This is a genomic window from Pseudomonas sp. H1_D05, assembly GCF_054682705.1.
The window spans coordinates 4048750-4064867 of record NZ_CP162825.1 but is presented as its reverse complement, the minus strand read 5'-3'; the positions used below and the strand labels follow the sequence as shown (position 1 = coordinate 4064867).

The following is a 16118-nucleotide window of genomic DNA, read 5'->3' as shown; positions in this document are numbered from 1 at the left end:
GACTCCGGGTTTATTGGAAGACGCGGTTACAGACACTGGGCAGGCTTGGCGATATTGCTCACCACGTCCTCCTCAGGAAGTTTGGCCAGACTGCATTGGCCGGCGTCATCCCAACGCGCTACCAGTTCAGCCCCAACCTTGATGCCCAACAGATAAGTGACGCCCGCCTCGCCGACGATGCCCACCTCCCGGTTGGTGTTCTTGTCCTGCACCGATGCGCCGAAAGGCACCGGTTTACCGTCGTTGCGGGTCAACACGACAAATGCGTTGCGGCCCTGCCCCGTGGCGAAATTGACGTAGCCGATGGCTCCCTCGGTCAGCGCCAGACGCTGGATCGGGTTGGACACTTCGGTGTTGAGCGGCAGTTTTTCGACGTTGACCCGCGCTTCGTAAGCCTGAAACGAGGGCAAGCCATCCATCACCGCATAGCCGTCCCGGTTGGTGCGGGTCTGCCCGGTGAAGGCCACGTCCGGTACGCCATCGGTGGACACCAGCAGGCGCGTATCGCCATTGGTGCCATTGCCATGGGCCGAGACTCCATAACGGGTGGCGACCAGCGAGCTGTCGAGTTCGCCGGTCAGCGAGCGATAGGTGCTGCCATCGGTGGAGGCCGACGCATTGGCGCGGTAACTCGAAGCGCGTTTACCGACATAGGCGTTGACGTAGCGGTTGTCGCCAACGCCGCCATACACCTGATAGTTCACGCCTTCGCCGTCGTCATGGCTGTAGCCGACACTGGCGGACGAATCGCCGGAGCCCGAGCGCTGCAGGTTACTGGAGGCCATCGAATTGCCCCCCAGTGGCACCGTCACGCCGAGGTAGATCTGCGAGTCATTCTGCCGACTGTTTTGCGTCTGGTAAGCCGACAGGTTTGCGGTGATGTTCTTGACGTTGCCAAGGGAAAAACTGCGCGCCACGGTCATGCCGAAACGATCGGCTGCCGGCGCGTCCCAATAAGTCGAATGGTCGTAGGAAAAACTCGTCGATAACCAGGAAAAATGCTTGGCCAAGGTCACCGAATAACGTTGCTTGCCTGAGTTCATCGCATAGGAATCGGCATCGCCGACAAACTGCGAAAAGTTGGTGAAGGTCTTGTCGGAAAAGCGATAACCCAAAAACCGCAGGTCGGTGCCAATGGCGTCAAAACGCTTGGAATAGTTGATTCTGTAAGAGTTGCCGGCCACGGTTTCGCCGTTCCAGCGCAGCTTCGCCCGAGACGTGGTGACATCACCAGACACTGCGCCGAATACGCCAAGGTCCTTGCCGATACCGATGGCATTCGACTGATAACCCGAGGCCGCCAGCACGCCACCGTAGATCGTCCAGTCCCTTGGCAGACCATAGGCCGCTTCCGAGGCGACAAACTCAGGCTCTGTGCCGCCGTTGCCGGTCAGGCGCGGCTGGCCGGCGGAAACCTTGTAACGCAACTCGCCTTCACGGGACAGAAACGGAACTGCGGCGGTGGCTACGGTAAACGTTTGTTCGCTGCCATCCTCTTCGCGCACGGTCACATCCAGGGTGCCTTGCACGCTGCTGTTGAGATCCTGAAGGCTGAACGCACCCGGGGTCACCGTGGTCGAGTACAACACACGACCCTGCTGGGACACGGTGACGGTCGCGTTGGTACGCGCCACGCCACTGATCAGCGGCGCATAACCGCGCAGGTTCGGCGGCAACATGCGGTCATCGCTGCTCAGGGTCGCACCGCGCAAGGCGAAGGTGTCGAACACATCGGAGTTCAGATAGTCCTCACCGACCGACAGCTTCGAACGTATCGATGGCAACGCGCGATAGGCGTACAAGCGGTTCAACTGGAACGCTTCGCCGTGGGGATCATTATTCTGGCTACCTGATTCTTGCCGCGCCTGATAATCGGCGCGGATGCGCCAGGCATCGAGGTTGACCCCGGCCGTGCCATAGCTTTGCAATGAACGCGAATCGCCGGACGGCGTATTGGTTTCGCGGCTGTTGGCGATCACTCGGTAATCAAGCAACGCGCCGTTGAGCCCGTCGCTCCAGGCGGCAGGCGGAATGTAGTTGGGATCGTCATATTCGAAGGTGGCCTGCGGCAGACTGATCGACAGCCGTCCAAGGTTTTTCATGTACTTGATCGAGGCATTTTCAATGCCACGCAAATCCACACATTGCCCCTCAGCCAGACGCGGCAGGCTTTTGAGCAACGCAGGCTTGAGACCAAAGGTCGCCACCAGGTCTTCGGGCAGACAGGCGTAACTTTCTTGCGGGTTGGCGCCGCTCTTGAACTCGATCGAACGTGAGCCGAAATAACGCTGATTGACGGTGATATCCAGCAAGTAACGACCGGGCACAGTATATTGGGCGTGGGCAAACTGTCCGAGACTGATATCGTCGTTTTTATCGATATTCAGGAACTCCGAATTAAACTCCACAGCGTTTGAATAACGCGCACAGGAGATCAACACGCAAGACACGAAAAGTTTTCGGCCGTACACGGGAAATAGCCTTTATCAGAACTTTGACGGAAAAGAAAAAAGGGGTTTTCACCCCTTTCTCTTACAACGTGCGATACCGAGGTATCAGTTGTAGGCCACGGTGAAGTTCGCAACGCTGTCTGCTTCACCGGTGGTGACGGTCGCAGAGGTGGCTTCATACATGGCGGCGAAGGTCACGGTGTTGTTGCCGTTTTGCAGCACAACCGGAGCGACCTGCTCGGTGCCGTTATCGAGCATTTCGCCAGCGCTGGCCTGCAGACGGATGCCGACGTTCTGCGCCAGACCGGTAGTGGCGAACAGGCCCGGAACCGCTGGATCCTGCACACCGCTGAAGGTGAAGCGGGCGTTCTTCTGGGTGGTGGTGTCGCAGTCGGTCAGGATGATGTCGAACTTGGTCGGCGTCGAACGATCACCGATCGCCTTGAACTGGTTCGATGGCACCTGCCCCAGGGAAACGGTCTGGTCCAGAGAGCTGGCGTCGATACCGCAGGCGCCGGATACGATTTCACCATTGAAACGTACGGTGCCAGGGTTGCCGGAAGCCGGCGTCGCAGCATTGGCGAAAGAAGCGAGACCCATGACAACGGTAGCGGCGGTAACAGCGACGATCTTTTTCATTTTTTACATCTCTTGGGATAGTTGTTTATTCGGCCCAGCGGCCTGGCTCTCCCAATTACTCATCAGCGACAACAGGCTTGCTCGCTGTAGCGAACAACCTTCATCACGGAATCTGCAACGAATGGTTCCCCCCTCTTTCCGGCCATTCCCTGCCGAACTTTCCAGGTATTCATTGCACTTCCGTAATAACGCATCGAGTCATCAGGACGCCGGGCATCTCTGCTCCGGAACAAATAGTGATCGAGACCCAAGGGTGAAAATGTAGGCTCTTTCTTGCCGCCTTGTAGGACAATTCTCAGCAACCGAAAACGATCATTCCGTGGTACTCGGACTCCAGAACGCCTGCACCACCAGCGCCGATGTGGAAATCCGCGCCACCAGCGCATCCAGTTCATCACCATCGACCGACGTCGTCGCCAGCGTCGCTTCGATTTCGATTTCATCGGCGCCGAAGGCATGCACATCAACATCGCTGGCCGGGTAGTTGCTGCGTTCAAGCTCGGCCTCAAGCAAGGCGAACACGGCGGTTTGCTGCGAGCGCCGGGCGATGACGTAAACGATGTTGGTGACTTCCGCCGAGACCACGTCCAGTGGCTGGCGGTTGATGTTGTTGACGATCGGCCGCAGCAAGGTGTTGGCGGCCAGAATGAATAGCGTGCCGAGTACGGCTTCGGCGAGCAGATCGGCCCCGGCACAGGCACCGACCGCTGCGGAGGTCCACAGGGTCGCGGCGGTATTGAGACCGCGCACGTTGCCCTCTTCGCGCATGATCACCCCGGCGCCGAGAAAACCGATGCCGGAGACCACGTAGGCGACCACACGCACCGCACCTTCGGCACCGGCGAGACGGTTGGCCATGTCGACGAAAATCGCCGCGCCGACGGCGACCAGCACATTGGTGCGCAGGCCGGCGGTGCGTTGCCGGTACTGACGCTCGAAGCCGATCAGACCGCCGAGAATGAACGCAGCGCTGAGGCTGACGAGGGTATCGAGCAGCGAATCGAGGTTGAGGTTGTTGATGGCTTGCATGTGTATCTCCCTCTTGAGAACGCATCAACTCCTTGTGGGAGCGAGCTTGCTCGCGAAAGCGGTGTGTCAGCTAACAGATGATTAACTGACTGGACGCCTTCGCGAGCAGGCTCGCTCCCACAGGGGAACGGTGTTGGCCGTGCGGTTATTGCCAGCCGAACCGGCGGATGTAGAACCCTTTCACTGCCTGGGTCAGCGCCATGTACGCCAGCAGAATCACCGGCAGGAACACGAAGTACAGCGACGGCAGCGCCTGCAGTTTGAAGTAGTGCGCCAGCGGCCCCATCGGCAGGAAGATGCCGACCGCCATGATGATCCCGGTCATCACCAGCAGCGGCATGGCCGCGCGGCTTTGCAGGAACGGAATCTTCGGCGTGCGGATCATGTGCACGATCAGCGTCTGGGTCAGCAACCCGACCACGAACCAGCCGGACTGGAACAGGGTCTGGTGATCCGGGGTGTTGGCATCGAATACGTACCACATCAAGGCGAACGTGGTGATGTCAAAGATCGAACTGATCGGGCCGAAGAACAGCATGAAGCGCCCGACGTCACCCGGCTGCCAGCGTTGTGGTTTTTTCAGCATGTCCTCGTCGACGTTATCGAATGGAATGGCGATCTGCGAAATGTCGTAGAGCAGGTTCTGCACCAGCAGGTGCATCGGCAGCATCGGCAGGAACGGAATGAACGCACTGGCGACCAGCACCGAAAAGACGTTGCCGAAGTTGGAGCTGGCGGTCATCTTGATGTACTTGAGCATGTTGGCGAAGGTGCGCCGCCCTTCGAGTACGCCCTCCTCCAGCACCATCAGGCTCTTTTCCAGGAGGATGATGTCGGCCGCTTCCTTGGCGATGTCCACCGCGCTGTCCACGGAAATACCGATGTCGGCGGTGCGCAGCGCGGGCGCATCGTTGATGCCGTCGCCCATGAAGCCGACCACGTGACCGTTGCCTTTGAGGACGCGCACGATGCGCTCCTTGTGCGACGGCGTCAGTTTGGCGAAGACGTTGGTGGTCTCTACGGCAACCGCCAGTTCGGCATCGCTCATGCGTTCAACGTCATTACCCAGCAACAAACCCTGCTGAGCAAGGCCAACTTCGCGGCAGATCTTCGCAGTCACCAGTTCGTTGTCGCCGGTCAGCACTTTCACCGCCACGCCATGTTCGGCCAAGGCTTTGAGCGCCGGCGCGGTGCTTTCCTTAGGTGGATCGAGGAACGCCACATAGCCGATCAGCGTCAGTTCCTGCTCATCGGCCAGGCTGTAAATCTCCCGACCTTCAGGCATCGAGCGTGCGGCCACCGCCACCACGCGCAAGCCTTCAGCGTTGAATGCTGCGGTGACCTGACGAATCCGGGTCAGCAATTCATCGCTCAAGGCTTCATCGACCTCACCGTGACGCACGCGGCTGCACACCGCCAGGACTTCTTCCACGGCACCTTTGCAGATCAGTTGATGTGGTTGGCCACGTCCTTCGACCACCACCGACATACGCCGACGATTGAAGTCGAACGGGATCTCATCGACCTTGCGAAACGTCGTGCCGACTTTCAGTTCACGGTGAATTTCCACGTGTTCCAGCACCGCGACATCGAGCAGGTTTTTCAGACCGGTCTGGTAGTAGCTGTTCAGGTAAGCCATTTCCAGCACGTCATCGGAGTCTTCGCCCCAGACATCGACATTGCGCGCGAGGAAGATCTTGTCCTGGGTCAGCGTGCCAGTCTTGTCGGTGCACAGCACGTCCATCGCGCCAAAGTTCTGGATCGCATCGAGACGTTTGACGATGACTTTTTTACGCGACAGGAACACCGCGCCTTTGGCCAGCGTCGAGGTGACGATCATCGGCAGCATTTCCGGGGTCAGGCCGACGGCAATCGACAGCGCGAACAGCAATGCTTCGGTCCAGTCACCCTTGGTGAAACCGTTGATGAACAGCACCAGCGGCGCCATGACGAACATGAAACGGATCAACAGCCAGCTGACTTTGTTGACGCCTTGCTGGAACGAAGTCACCGCGCGATCGGTTGCGCCGACACGCTGGGCCAGCGCACCGAAATAGGTGCTGTTGCCCGTGGTGAGAATCACGGCCACCGCCGTGCCGGAGACGACGTTGGTGCCCATGAACAGAATGTTGTCCAGCTCCAGAGGATTGCGCGTGTCGCGATCCTGCTGACGCGGAAATTTTTCCACCGGCATCGATTCGCCGGTCATCGCCGCCTGGCTGACGAACAGATCTTTGGCACTGAGCACCCGGCAATCAGCGGGAATCATGTCGCCGGCCGAGAGCACGATCAGATCGCCCGGCACCAGTTGCTTGATCGGCAACTCGCTGCGCGGTGCATCACGGCGCATCACCGTGGCGGTGTTGCTGACCATGGCTTTCAGCGCGTCGGCAGCCTGGTTGGATTTGCTTTCCTGCCAGAAACGCAGCAGCGTCGACAGCACCACCATGGAGAAAATCACCACGGCGGCCTTGAGGTCTTCGGTCAGCCACGAGATCACCGCCAACAACGTCAGCAGCAAGTTGAACGGGTTTTTGTAGCAGTGCCACAGGTGAATCCACCATGGCAGCGGCTGCTCGTGTTCGACTTCGTTGAGACCGTATTGCGCACGCAGCGCATCGACTTCGAAATCGGTGAGGCCATCGGAATGCGTGCCGAGTGACGACAGCAACACACCGCTGTCGCAATGCGCGGCATCGACCAGGGTGTTGGCCAAAGTCGGCGGGACTTCACGGCTGACCGTGGTGTCGTTGATCGATTCCAGCAGCGCCAGACGACGGAAGTGCCGGGCGATGTGGCGGGTCCGCAGAAAACCTGCGAAGAATTCCTTGAGCGTAAGTTTCATGGCTGTTGCCCCTATGGTCAGCCGGGAAACCGTCAAGCAGGTACGGCCGCGCCTCGTCCGCCGGAAAAACCGGCACGGCAAGGCTTGGCGCGCCAGTCAGAAACGACAGGCGTGTCGATAGGGCTGCGATGACGACAATAAAGTCGCAATCACGCTCTGTTCAGCGTCGATGAGAAGGAACGTCCAGACATGGCCCAGGACGGGTCATGCACGGGATGCCGCTGCTCGCTGTTACGGCGAGACAACGGCAGAGAAAGGCTGCGCGTTATCTTGCCGAGAATCTGCCGGTTACCGAGACCGGCCGACAACTGTCACTCGAACAAGTACCCACTGTGGGTCTCCGCTATTGATGAAAACGCGCGAAGCTTACGCCCCGATGTCTGGAGAGTAAACCCGCAAAAGGCAGTGTGTCGGGGAATGTGGGGGATGTTCAGGAAGGGTTCAGGAACGAATTTTTGCGGTGTTCTTGAAGGCCCCTTCGCGAGCAAGCTCGCTCCCACATTTGTCCGGCGTACACAGAACCATTGTGGGAGCGAGCTTGCTCGCGAAAGCGGTATGTGAGGCGCTAAAAAATCAACTGGCCGTCGCCAACAGCAGATCCGCCATCGACCGATGCCCACGGTTCTTGCCATGGTCATACAAAGAACCGGCAATCTCGTCCGCACGAATCGGCAGCACCGACAGCAGCGTATCGCTCAGACCATGGCTGGCCTGGCAGAAGCCCTGCATGTAGATGCCGGCCTGGCAGCGTTCGTCGGTGATCAGTTTGTAATTGCGATCGACCTCGAAATCACCCAGGTATTCTTCCAGCGGTGCCAGCAGTTTGCGGTGCATCTGCCGCTCGTAACCAGTGGCCAGGACCACCGCATCGTAGTTGCGTACGCTGACTTCGCCGGTGGCGTTGTTGCGCACGGCCAGTTCGATACCGTTTTCGGTAGCGGTGGCTTTCTCGACGGTGGTCAGGGTACGGAACGCGTGACGGGCAACTCCGGAAACCTTCTGGCGATAGAAGATGCCGTAGATGCGCTCGATCAGGTCGATGTCGACCACCGAATAGTTGGTGTTGTGGTACTCGTTGACCAGACGCTCACGCTCGACGCTGTTCTGCTGGAACACCAGATCAGTGAACTCAGGCGAGAACACTTCGTTGACGAACGGGCTGTCGTCGGCGGGCTTCAAGGCCGAGCCGCGCAGGATCATGTCGACCTGCACCGAAGGGAACGAATCGTTCAGATCGATAAAGGCCTCCGCCGCGCTCTGCCCGCCACCAATGATCGCGATGCTCATCGGCTGATTGTTCACGCACGGCTGCTTGGCCATTTGCGAGAGGTATTGCGAGTGGTGGAACACGCGGCTATCGCCCTTCAGCGCTTTGAACGCCTCCGGAATACGCGGTGTGCCACCGGCGCTGACCACCACCGAACGGGTGGTGCGTACATGTTGCAGGCCCTGGCTATCGCGGGAAATCACGCGCAGCGCTTCAACCTGGTGGTTGTGCAGCACGGGCTCGATGGTCAGCACTTCTTCGCCGTAACGGCTCTGCTCGGTGAACTGCCCGGCGACCCAGCGCAGGTAGTCGTTGTACTCCATGCGGCACGGATAGAAGGTGCCGAGGTTGATGAAGTCGACCAGACGACCGTGATATTTGAGGTAATTGACGAACGAGTACGGGCTGGTCGGATTACGCAGGGTCACCAGATCCTTGAGGAAGGAAATCTGCAACTCGCTTTGCGTCGACAGGGTGTTGCCGTGCCAGCTGTAGTTGGCCTGCTTGTCGAGGAACAGCACATCCAGTTCGCCCTGAGTCGGGCCGCGCTCTTGCAGAGCGATGGCCAGCGCCAGGTTCGAAGGGCCGAAACCGACGCCGATCAGGTCGTGAACGATGGGCGATGCAATTGCCTGTGTCATTTCCAGTGTCCTCTGGATGAACCCCTCAACGCGGGGATAAAGCCTGGGTGGCCTGACCGGCCTGAATCAGGTCAGCAGGTCGTCTGTTGAGTAGGAACGAGGACGATGAACGGAAATTTAACCAGCAAGGATCAATGGGCGTCCCATTGTTTGATCCGCAAGCGGCAATGTTTCATGGCGTTGACGATGTGCTTTTCCACCAACGCCTTGGAAATCCCCAGGTGCTCGGCAATTTCCGGATGGGACAGACCATCGATCTTGCGCAGCAGAAAACTTTCCCGGCAGCGCGGCGGCAACTCGGCCAACGCGCGCTGAAGCATTTCCAGACGTTGACCGTGGTCGAGGGTGCCGTGGGGCGACGGGGTGAAATAGCGCTCTTCGCTGTCCAGCACATCGAGCGATTCGACCTGGCGCAAGGCGTTGCGCCGATGATCGTCGATGACCAGATTCAATGCCGTGCGATAAAGAAAGGCCCGCGGTTGTTCGATCGGTGTGTCGCTGGAACGCTCCAGTACCCGCACATAAGCGTCATGCACCACATCTTCGGCCACCTGACGGTTGCCCAGCTTGGCGTTAAGGAAACACACCAGCTCGCGATAGTAGTTTTCCAACATGACTCCCGACCGCATCGATGCAGTTCCTGTCCTTGAGCACACTGATCCAGCCGCCGCAAACGCAGTAGCAAGATAGTGGCAACGTGAGGTGCGTAATTTATAGTAATTCTCATATAGATTTAAAGAGTTGTTTCCACATCCGCCCCAAATAGTCGCGCCTGGCTACCTGTTACTTGATGTGTACGGCGCTTAAATTCCCTTGTGCATTCATCGTTTACAGGACAGCTCCCCGTATCTGTCGTGCCATGCGACAGCTTTCAGCGCCTCTGCACGCCTGTGTACTGGCCGAATGACGGGCCGATTCCACTGGCCGGAACCCTGCATGAAACGTCCCCGCCCCGCCCGACGCGCTCTGTTCGCCGCCCTTTGCCTGATTCCCGTGATCGCCGTTGCCGCGTGGCAAGTCCTGCCGCCCGGGCGCGACGCCCTCGCCACGGTGCAGGTGACCCGCAGCAGTATCGAAAACAGCGTGACCGCACTGGGCACGCTGCAGCCACGCCGTTATGTGGACGTCGGTGCGCAGGCGTCCGGGCAGATCCAGAAGATTCATGTCGAGGCTGGCGACACGGTCAAGGAAGGCCAGTTACTGGTAGAGATCGACCCCTCCACGCAAAAGGCCAAACTGGATGCCGGGCGGTTTTCCATCGAAAACCTCAAGGCACAGTTGCAGGAGCAACGCGCCCAGCACGACCTCGCGCAACAGAAATACCAGCGCCAGCAGAAACTCGCCGCCGGTGGCGCCACCCGTGAGGAAGACGTGCAGACCGCCCGCGCCGAAGTCCGCGCCACCCAGGCCCGCATCGACATGTTCCAGGCGCAGATCCGCCAGGCTCAAGCCAGCCTGCGCAGTGACGAAGCGGAGCTCGGCTACACGCGCATTTATGCACCGATGAGCGGCACCGTCGTGGCCGTCGGCGCCCGCGAAGGCCAGACGCTCAATGCGCAGCAGCAAACCCCGCTGATTCTGCGCATCGCCCGGCTCTCACCGATGACCGTGTGGGCCGAGGTTTCCGAAGCAGACATCGGCCACGTCAAACCCGGCATGACCGCCTATTTCACCACGCTCAGCGGCGGCGCTCGGCGCTGGAGCAGCACCGTCCGGCAGATTCTGCCGGTGCCGCCGCGCCCGCTCGAACAGAATCAGGGCGGCAGCCCCACCAGCGGTCGCAGCGGCAGCGAACGCGTGGTGCTCTACACCGTGCTGCTCGACGTCGACAACGCCGACAACAACCTGATGACCGACATGACTGCGCAGGTGTTCTTTGTGGCGCAACAGGCGCAAGACACCCTCACCGTGCCCAGCGCCGCCCTGCAACCCGGCTCACGCCCACAATGGCAGCGGGCGCAGATCGTCGCCGCCAATGGCGAAATCCAGTCCCGCGAAGTGCGCACCGGCATCAGCGACCGCTTGCGCACCCAAGTGCTTGAAGGCCTGGCCGAAGGCGATCACATCCTCAGCGCGCCGGCCACCGGCAGCGGAGGCTGAATGCAAACGCCACTGATTGACTTGCGGCAGATCCGCAAAGCCTATGGCGGCAATGACAGCCCGCTGGTGGAAGTATTACGCGGCATTGATCTGTCGATTCATGCCGGTGAGTTCGTCGCCATCGTCGGGGCGTCCGGCTCCGGCAAGTCGACATTGATGAATATCCTCGGTTGTCTCGACCGCCCTACCAGCGGTGAATATCGCTTCGCCGGAGAAGACGTCGCCCGACTCGACAGCGATGCGCTGGCCTGGCTGCGCCGCGAAGCGTTTGGTTTTGTATTCCAGGGTTATCACCTGATTCCGTCCGGCTCCGCCCAGGAAAACGTCGAAATGCCGGCTATCTACGCCGGTACCCCGGCCGCCGAACGCCACGCCCGGGCCAGTGCTTTGCTGGAGCGGCTCGGCCTGGGCAGCCGCACCGGTAACCGCCCGCATCAGCTTTCCGGCGGTCAACAACAACGGGTGTCGATTGCCCGGGCGTTGATGAACGGCGGCCACATCATCCTCGCCGACGAACCCACCGGCGCCCTCGACAGCCACAGCGGCGCCGAGGTCATGACCCTGCTCGATGAGCTCGCCAGTCAGGGCCATGTGGTGATTCTCATCACCCACGACCGCGAAGTCGCACAACGAGCCAAGCGCATCATTGAAATTCGTGACGGGCTGATCATCAGCGACACCGCCGAACACCCGTCAGCGCCACCGCGCAGCGCCAACCCCGGCGCCCTGCAAGCGGTGGATCTGCGCCAGCGCCTGAGCAGCGGCAGCACCCAGACCGGCGCCTGGAAAGGTGAACTGGTCGACGCCGTGCAAGCGGCGTGGCGGGTCATGTGGATCAATCGTTTTCGTACTGCGCTGACCCTGCTCGGGATCGTCATCGGCGTGGCCTCGGTGGTGGTGATGCTCGCGGTGGGCGAAGGCAGCAAACGCCAGGTGATGGCGCAAATGGGCGCCTTCGGTTCCAACATCATCTACCTCAGCGGCGCCGCACCCAATCCGCGCACACCACCGGGCATCATCACCCTCGACGACGTCGCCGAACTAGCCGCCCTGCCCCGGGTCGAGCGGATCATGCCGGTCAACGGCTCGACCGCTGGCGTGCGTTTCGGCAATGCCGACCACAGCAGTTACGTCGGTGGCAACGACACCAATTTTCCGAGCATCTTCAACTGGCCGGTGGTTCAGGGCAGTTACTTCAGCCAGGCCGATGAAGACAGCGCCGCCGCCGTGGCCGTGATCGGCACCAAGGTGCGCGACAAGCTGCTCAAGGATGTCGCCGACCCGATCGGCCAATACATCCTCATCGAAAACGTGCCGTTTCAGGTGCTCGGTGTTCTGGCGGAAAAGGGCTCGAGCTCCGGCGACTCCGACAGCGACAACCGCATCGCCGTGCCCTACTCGGCGGCCAGCACGCGCCTGTTCGGCAGCCGTAATCCGGAATACGTGGTGATCGCCGCCAAGGACGCACGCAAAGTCAAAGACGCCGAGCAGGCGATCGAACAGGCGATGCTGCGGCGGCACAACGGCAAGAAGGATTTCGAACTGACCAACAACGCCGCAATGATTCAAGCCGAAGCACGCACGCAGGGCACGCTGTCGCTGATGCTCGGCGCCATCGCCGCGATCTCGTTGCTGGTCGGCGGTATCGGGGTGATGAACATCATGCTCATGACCGTGCGCGAACGCACCCGGGAAATCGGTATCCGTATGGCCACGGGCGCGCGCCAGCGCGACATCCTGCGCCAGTTTCTCACCGAAGCGGTGATGCTTTCGGTGGTCGGCGGCTTGGCCGGTATCAGCCTGGCGATGCTGGTCGGCGGCGTGCTGTTGTTCAGCGGCGTGGCGATCGCGTTTCAATGGCTGGCCGTCATCGGCGCTTTCGCCTGCGCGCTGGCCACCGGCGTCCTCTTCGGCTTCATGCCTGCCCGCAAGGCTGCCCGGCTCGACCCGGTCACGGCCCTTACCAGTGAATGATCGACCTATGAAAGCGCCACTGACCATCCTTGCCGCCAGCCTGTTGCTGGCGGCCTGTAACAGCCCTGCGCCACGTCCCGACAGCGGCGTGCTGCCACCGGCCGCGTGGCAATCGCCTGAGCATCCCGGTGCCGTGCAGAGCAACCGCCAATGGTGGACGCAGTTCGGCAGCCCCGAGCTGGATCGTCTGGTCGAACAGGCGCGAGTGGGCAGCCATGACCTCGGCGCCGCCGTCGCCCGGGTCAGGCAGGCCCAGGCCAGTGCGACGATTGCCGGCGCCCCGCTGCTCCCGGAAATCAAGGCCGGTCTCAATGCCAATCGGCAGAAACTGTTGCACGGCAAAGGCTACAGCCAACTCGACGTCAGCCCGGATAATCGCTCGCTGGATTACTACGACGCCGAGCTGAGCGCCAGTTACGAAATCGACTTCTGGGGCGGTAAACGCGCAGCACGCGACAGCGCCGTGTTCGGTGTACAGGCCAGCGAATTCGACCGTGCCACCGTCGAACTGACCCTGCAAAGCGGCGTGGCCAGCAGTTACACCCAAGCCTTGGCGTTGCGCGAACAGGCACGCATTGCCGAGCTCAATCTGGCCAATGCGCAGAACGTTCTGCACCTGGTGCAAACCCGCTTCGACGCCGGCAGCGCCACCGCGCTGGAACTGGCCCAGCAAAAAAGCCTGGTCGCCGAACAGCAGCGCAAATTGCCACTGGTGCAGCAACAGGCCCGCGAAGCCTTGATCACCCTCGCCGCCCTGCTCGGCCAACCGGTGCAGGCAGTGTCGGCACCGCAACAGTCATTCGAACAGTTGCAATGGCCGAACATCGCCAGTGGCGTGCCCAGCGATCTGCTGAGCCGGCGTCCGGACATCGCCAGCGCCGAAGCCAAACTGGCGGCGGCCCAGGCTGACGTCAGCGTGGCCCGCGCCGCCATGCTGCCGAAAATCACCCTGACCGCCAGCCTCGGCACCGGCGCCGATCTGGCGGCGGAGCTGCTGCGCACCACGTTCTACAACCTGTCTTCCGGATTGACCGCGCCAATCTTCAACAACGGCCGCCTGAGCGCCGAGCGCGACAAGGCCAAGGCGCGTCAGGACGAACTGCTGGAAACCTATCGCGGGGCGATCATCAATGGCTTTGCCGACGTGGAGAAAGCCCTGAGCAACATTCGCGGCCTCGATGAACAGCGCCAGTGGCAAAGCGAAGAACTGAGCCAGGCGCAGACCGCGTTCGACATTGCCCAGAGCCGCTATCAGGCCGGTGCCGAAGATTTGCTGACGGTGCTGCAAACCCAGCGCACCTTGTATGCGGCGCAGGATATGAATGTGCAATTGCGCCTTTCGCGCTTGCAGGCCAGCATTGCCCTGTACAAGGCACTGGGCGGGGGCTGGCAGGTTATCTGAGCGAAAACTATCGACTGGACTGACGCCTTCGCGAGCAGGTCAGGCAACCAAGATCCCAGGCAAAAAAAATCGCAGCACCAGGCTGCGATTTTTTTTGCGCTCAGAGTTGCCGCCCTTTCACTTTCAGATGCCGCGCGTACCACGGTCGCTGCGGTACTTTGCGGAACAGGTCGGCCATGTTGTCTTCATCGCCAAAGGTGATGCGCAACGCCAGCTTCATCGTCTCAGGATCCATCTCCACCGAGCGCCCGATCTGCAACCCCGGCACGGTGCTGCAGCCATGGGTGTCTGGCCCCAGCCACGGGTCATCGACCTCAACCCAGCGACCCGGCGCAAACCACGGCACACCGTTGACTTCCAGCCGGCTGACTTCGCCCGGGTGAAAGCGCTCGTGGGCGCGGAACCAGTCTTCGATGCGATCATCGATCCAGCCGTGGAAACGCCAGAACACCGGGTTCACATGGGAGGAAAACGGGTCGCCGAGAAAGTCGTTTTCCGGCGCATACCAACGCGCGGCAAAATCCGCCTGATCGCGCGCCATCGGCACCGGAATGTCGTTGGACGGATCCCGCGCCACCGACGCCCAGCGCATGTGCAACCAGTCGTGCAGGCCCAGTTCGACTTCCGAGCCGAACTGGCCGAGGCTGAGTTTCGCCAGGTAGCGCGGGTCGCGGTACTGCGATTCCCAGACACTGGAAATTACTGTGATAGGTCTCGGCCGCTTTGATATCGCTGACCCACTTGGTGTATTCGTCATCACCTTCGGTCAGCCACGTCGGTGGCAGTGCATCGCCGTCGTGATTGTCGAAGTAGCGGGCGAAGCCCTGGCGGTCGCGTTCCAGCTCCGGCTGCGGCATCGGGAAGGCCTGCCACGACGGCAGATCCTGCATCGAACGGGCCTTGCCGAGCATGTGCCGGTGCATGAAGAAAAAATCGATGCCAGAGCCGTTACGATCCTTGCTGGGCCCACGGGCATCGCGCTCTTTGTCTCGCGGCCCCGGCTGCCAGCCAATACCGCGCAGGGCGTCGCGTTTTTTCTCCGAGAGCTTGTGCCACTTGTCGCGGCTGGCGTGCCAGAGCTGGTGGAACAGGCGATGTTCCGGCGCCACCAGCCACGCCAACAGCGTCGGGTTCAAACCGGTGCGCTCGCGGGCTTCGGGAAAACGCCGTTTGATGGCGATGAAATGATTGTCCAGTTCGGGCAGCGCCAACGGCCGATCGAGGCGCAACACTTGCCCGGTGAACGTACCGCTGCCGGCATTGCCGAACGCCGCCCAGACTTCGTCGAGTTTGACTTTGAATTCGTAGACCGGCGGCGCGTGCGGCGCATCGGTGCGCATCAGCCGCCAGTACATTTCGGCGCCGGTGCCCGGCGCCAGATCGCCGATCACTTGGTAACGCGCAGGCGCTTCTGAGCGCAGGCTGGCACCGGTATCGAGAAACCCGCGCAAACCGCGCCCCCGGTGGGCAATGTCGAGAAACAACTCGAGGCCGTCGCGTGGCAAGCCATCAAGCCCCGCCGCAGATCCGCTGAAACGGATATCCCAGACGCCGCGCAGGTTGTCCGCCAACTGCTGTCCGGCGGTATCGGCCAGATCGACCGTAGCCTCGCCCGGGGTGATCGGAAACTCCTCGCGGGTCAGCTCACGATGTGCATAAAAAGCGGCAGGCAGCGCCGCGCCCGTGAGTGCCATGCCCGCCATGAACCAGCGTCGAGAGATCGTCATTGCCCTACCTGTGTCAGCCATGAAGCAGGCTTTATCCAAGCTAG

The 16118-nt window shown here is 60.9% G+C and carries 9 protein-coding genes and 1 pseudogene; 3 read left to right on the top strand and 7 right to left on the bottom strand.

Going from position 1 to position 16118, the window contains the following annotated elements; translation table 11 throughout:
- Positions 1–26: 26 nt before the first annotated feature.
- From AB4O11_RS18320 to AB4O11_RS18295, 6 genes are all read right to left on the bottom strand, one after another.
- Entirely contained in the window at positions 27–2408 is a 2382-nt protein-coding gene (locus AB4O11_RS18320; RefSeq protein WP_460127770.1) for a fimbria/pilus outer membrane usher protein, read from the bottom strand.
- 147 nt (positions 2409–2555) lie between these two features.
- Complete coding sequence (locus AB4O11_RS18315; protein ID WP_093431979.1) at positions 2556–3089, bottom strand: fimbrial protein; 534 nt, start codon at positions 3087–3089, stop codon at positions 2556–2558.
- Positions 3090–3401: 312 nt separating this feature from the next.
- Complete coding sequence (locus AB4O11_RS18310) at positions 3402–4118, bottom strand: MgtC/SapB family protein (RefSeq protein WP_007913384.1); 717 nt, start codon at positions 4116–4118, stop codon at positions 3402–3404.
- 145 nt (positions 4119–4263) lie between these two features.
- On the bottom strand, positions 4264–6963 hold the full coding sequence (gene mgtA / locus AB4O11_RS18305) for a magnesium-translocating P-type ATPase (RefSeq protein ID WP_116255271.1): 2700 nt from the start codon (positions 6961–6963) through the stop codon (positions 4264–4266).
- 573 nt (positions 6964–7536) lie between these two features.
- Positions 7537–8871, bottom strand: coding sequence for a lysine N(6)-hydroxylase/L-ornithine N(5)-oxygenase family protein (locus AB4O11_RS18300; protein ID WP_099758507.1), 1335 nt, complete (start codon positions 8869–8871; stop codon positions 7537–7539).
- 131 nt (positions 8872–9002) lie between these two features.
- Positions 9003–9485: a sigma-70 family RNA polymerase sigma factor gene (locus AB4O11_RS18295; protein WP_460131110.1), complete on the bottom strand. Its 483-nt coding sequence runs from the start codon at positions 9483–9485 to the stop codon at positions 9003–9005.
- A 322-nt stretch (positions 9486–9807) separates the two neighbouring features.
- Here AB4O11_RS18295 and AB4O11_RS18290 point away from each other — a divergent pair, with 322 nt between their 5' ends.
- From AB4O11_RS18290 to AB4O11_RS18280, 3 genes are read left to right on the top strand one after another with little or no spacing between them, the layout of a single operon-like run.
- Positions 9808–10971 carry an efflux RND transporter periplasmic adaptor subunit gene (locus AB4O11_RS18290; protein ID WP_460127767.1) on the top strand — a complete coding sequence of 388 codons (1164 nt, stop codon included), beginning with the start codon at positions 9808–9810 and terminating at the stop codon, positions 10969–10971.
- Positions 10972–12945: a MacB family efflux pump subunit gene (locus AB4O11_RS18285; RefSeq protein ID WP_460127766.1), complete on the top strand. Its 1974-nt coding sequence runs from the start codon at positions 10972–10974 to the stop codon at positions 12943–12945.
- Positions 12946–12952: 7 nt separating this feature from the next.
- Entirely contained in the window at positions 12953–14347 is a 1395-nt protein-coding gene (locus AB4O11_RS18280; protein ID WP_460090314.1) for an efflux transporter outer membrane subunit, read from the top strand.
- A 100-nt stretch (positions 14348–14447) separates the two neighbouring features.
- On the opposite strand, the pseudogene pvdP reads toward AB4O11_RS18280, so the two are convergent.
- A pseudogene (gene pvdP, locus AB4O11_RS18275) lies at positions 14448–16074 on the bottom strand (pyoverdine maturation tyrosinase PvdP).
- Between the last annotated feature and the right edge of the window lie 44 nt (positions 16075–16118).

Excerpts from the sequence above, each read along its gene's own strand:
- AB4O11_RS18300 (WP_099758507.1), bottom strand. The coding sequence starts at position 8,871 with ATGACACAGGCAATTGCATCGCCCATCGTTCACGACCTGATCGGCGTC.
- AB4O11_RS18280 (WP_460090314.1), top strand. The coding sequence starts at position 12,953 with ATGAAAGCGCCACTGACCATCCTTGCCGCCAGCCTGTTGCTGGCGGCC.
- AB4O11_RS18290 (WP_460127767.1), top strand. The coding sequence starts at position 9,808 with ATGAAACGTCCCCGCCCCGCCCGACGCGCTCTGTTCGCCGCCCTTTGC.
- mgtA (WP_116255271.1), bottom strand. The coding sequence starts at position 6,963 with ATGAAACTTACGCTCAAGGAATTCTTCGCAGGTTTTCTGCGGACCCGC.
- AB4O11_RS18310 (WP_007913384.1), bottom strand. The coding sequence starts at position 4,118 with ATGCAAGCCATCAACAACCTCAACCTCGATTCGCTGCTCGATACCCTC.
- AB4O11_RS18315 (WP_093431979.1), bottom strand. The coding sequence starts at position 3,089 with ATGAAAAAGATCGTCGCTGTTACCGCCGCTACCGTTGTCATGGGTCTC.
- AB4O11_RS18285 (WP_460127766.1), top strand. The coding sequence starts at position 10,972 with ATGCAAACGCCACTGATTGACTTGCGGCAGATCCGCAAAGCCTATGGC.
- AB4O11_RS18295 (WP_460131110.1), bottom strand. The coding sequence starts at position 9,485 with ATGTTGGAAAACTACTATCGCGAGCTGGTGTGTTTCCTTAACGCCAAG.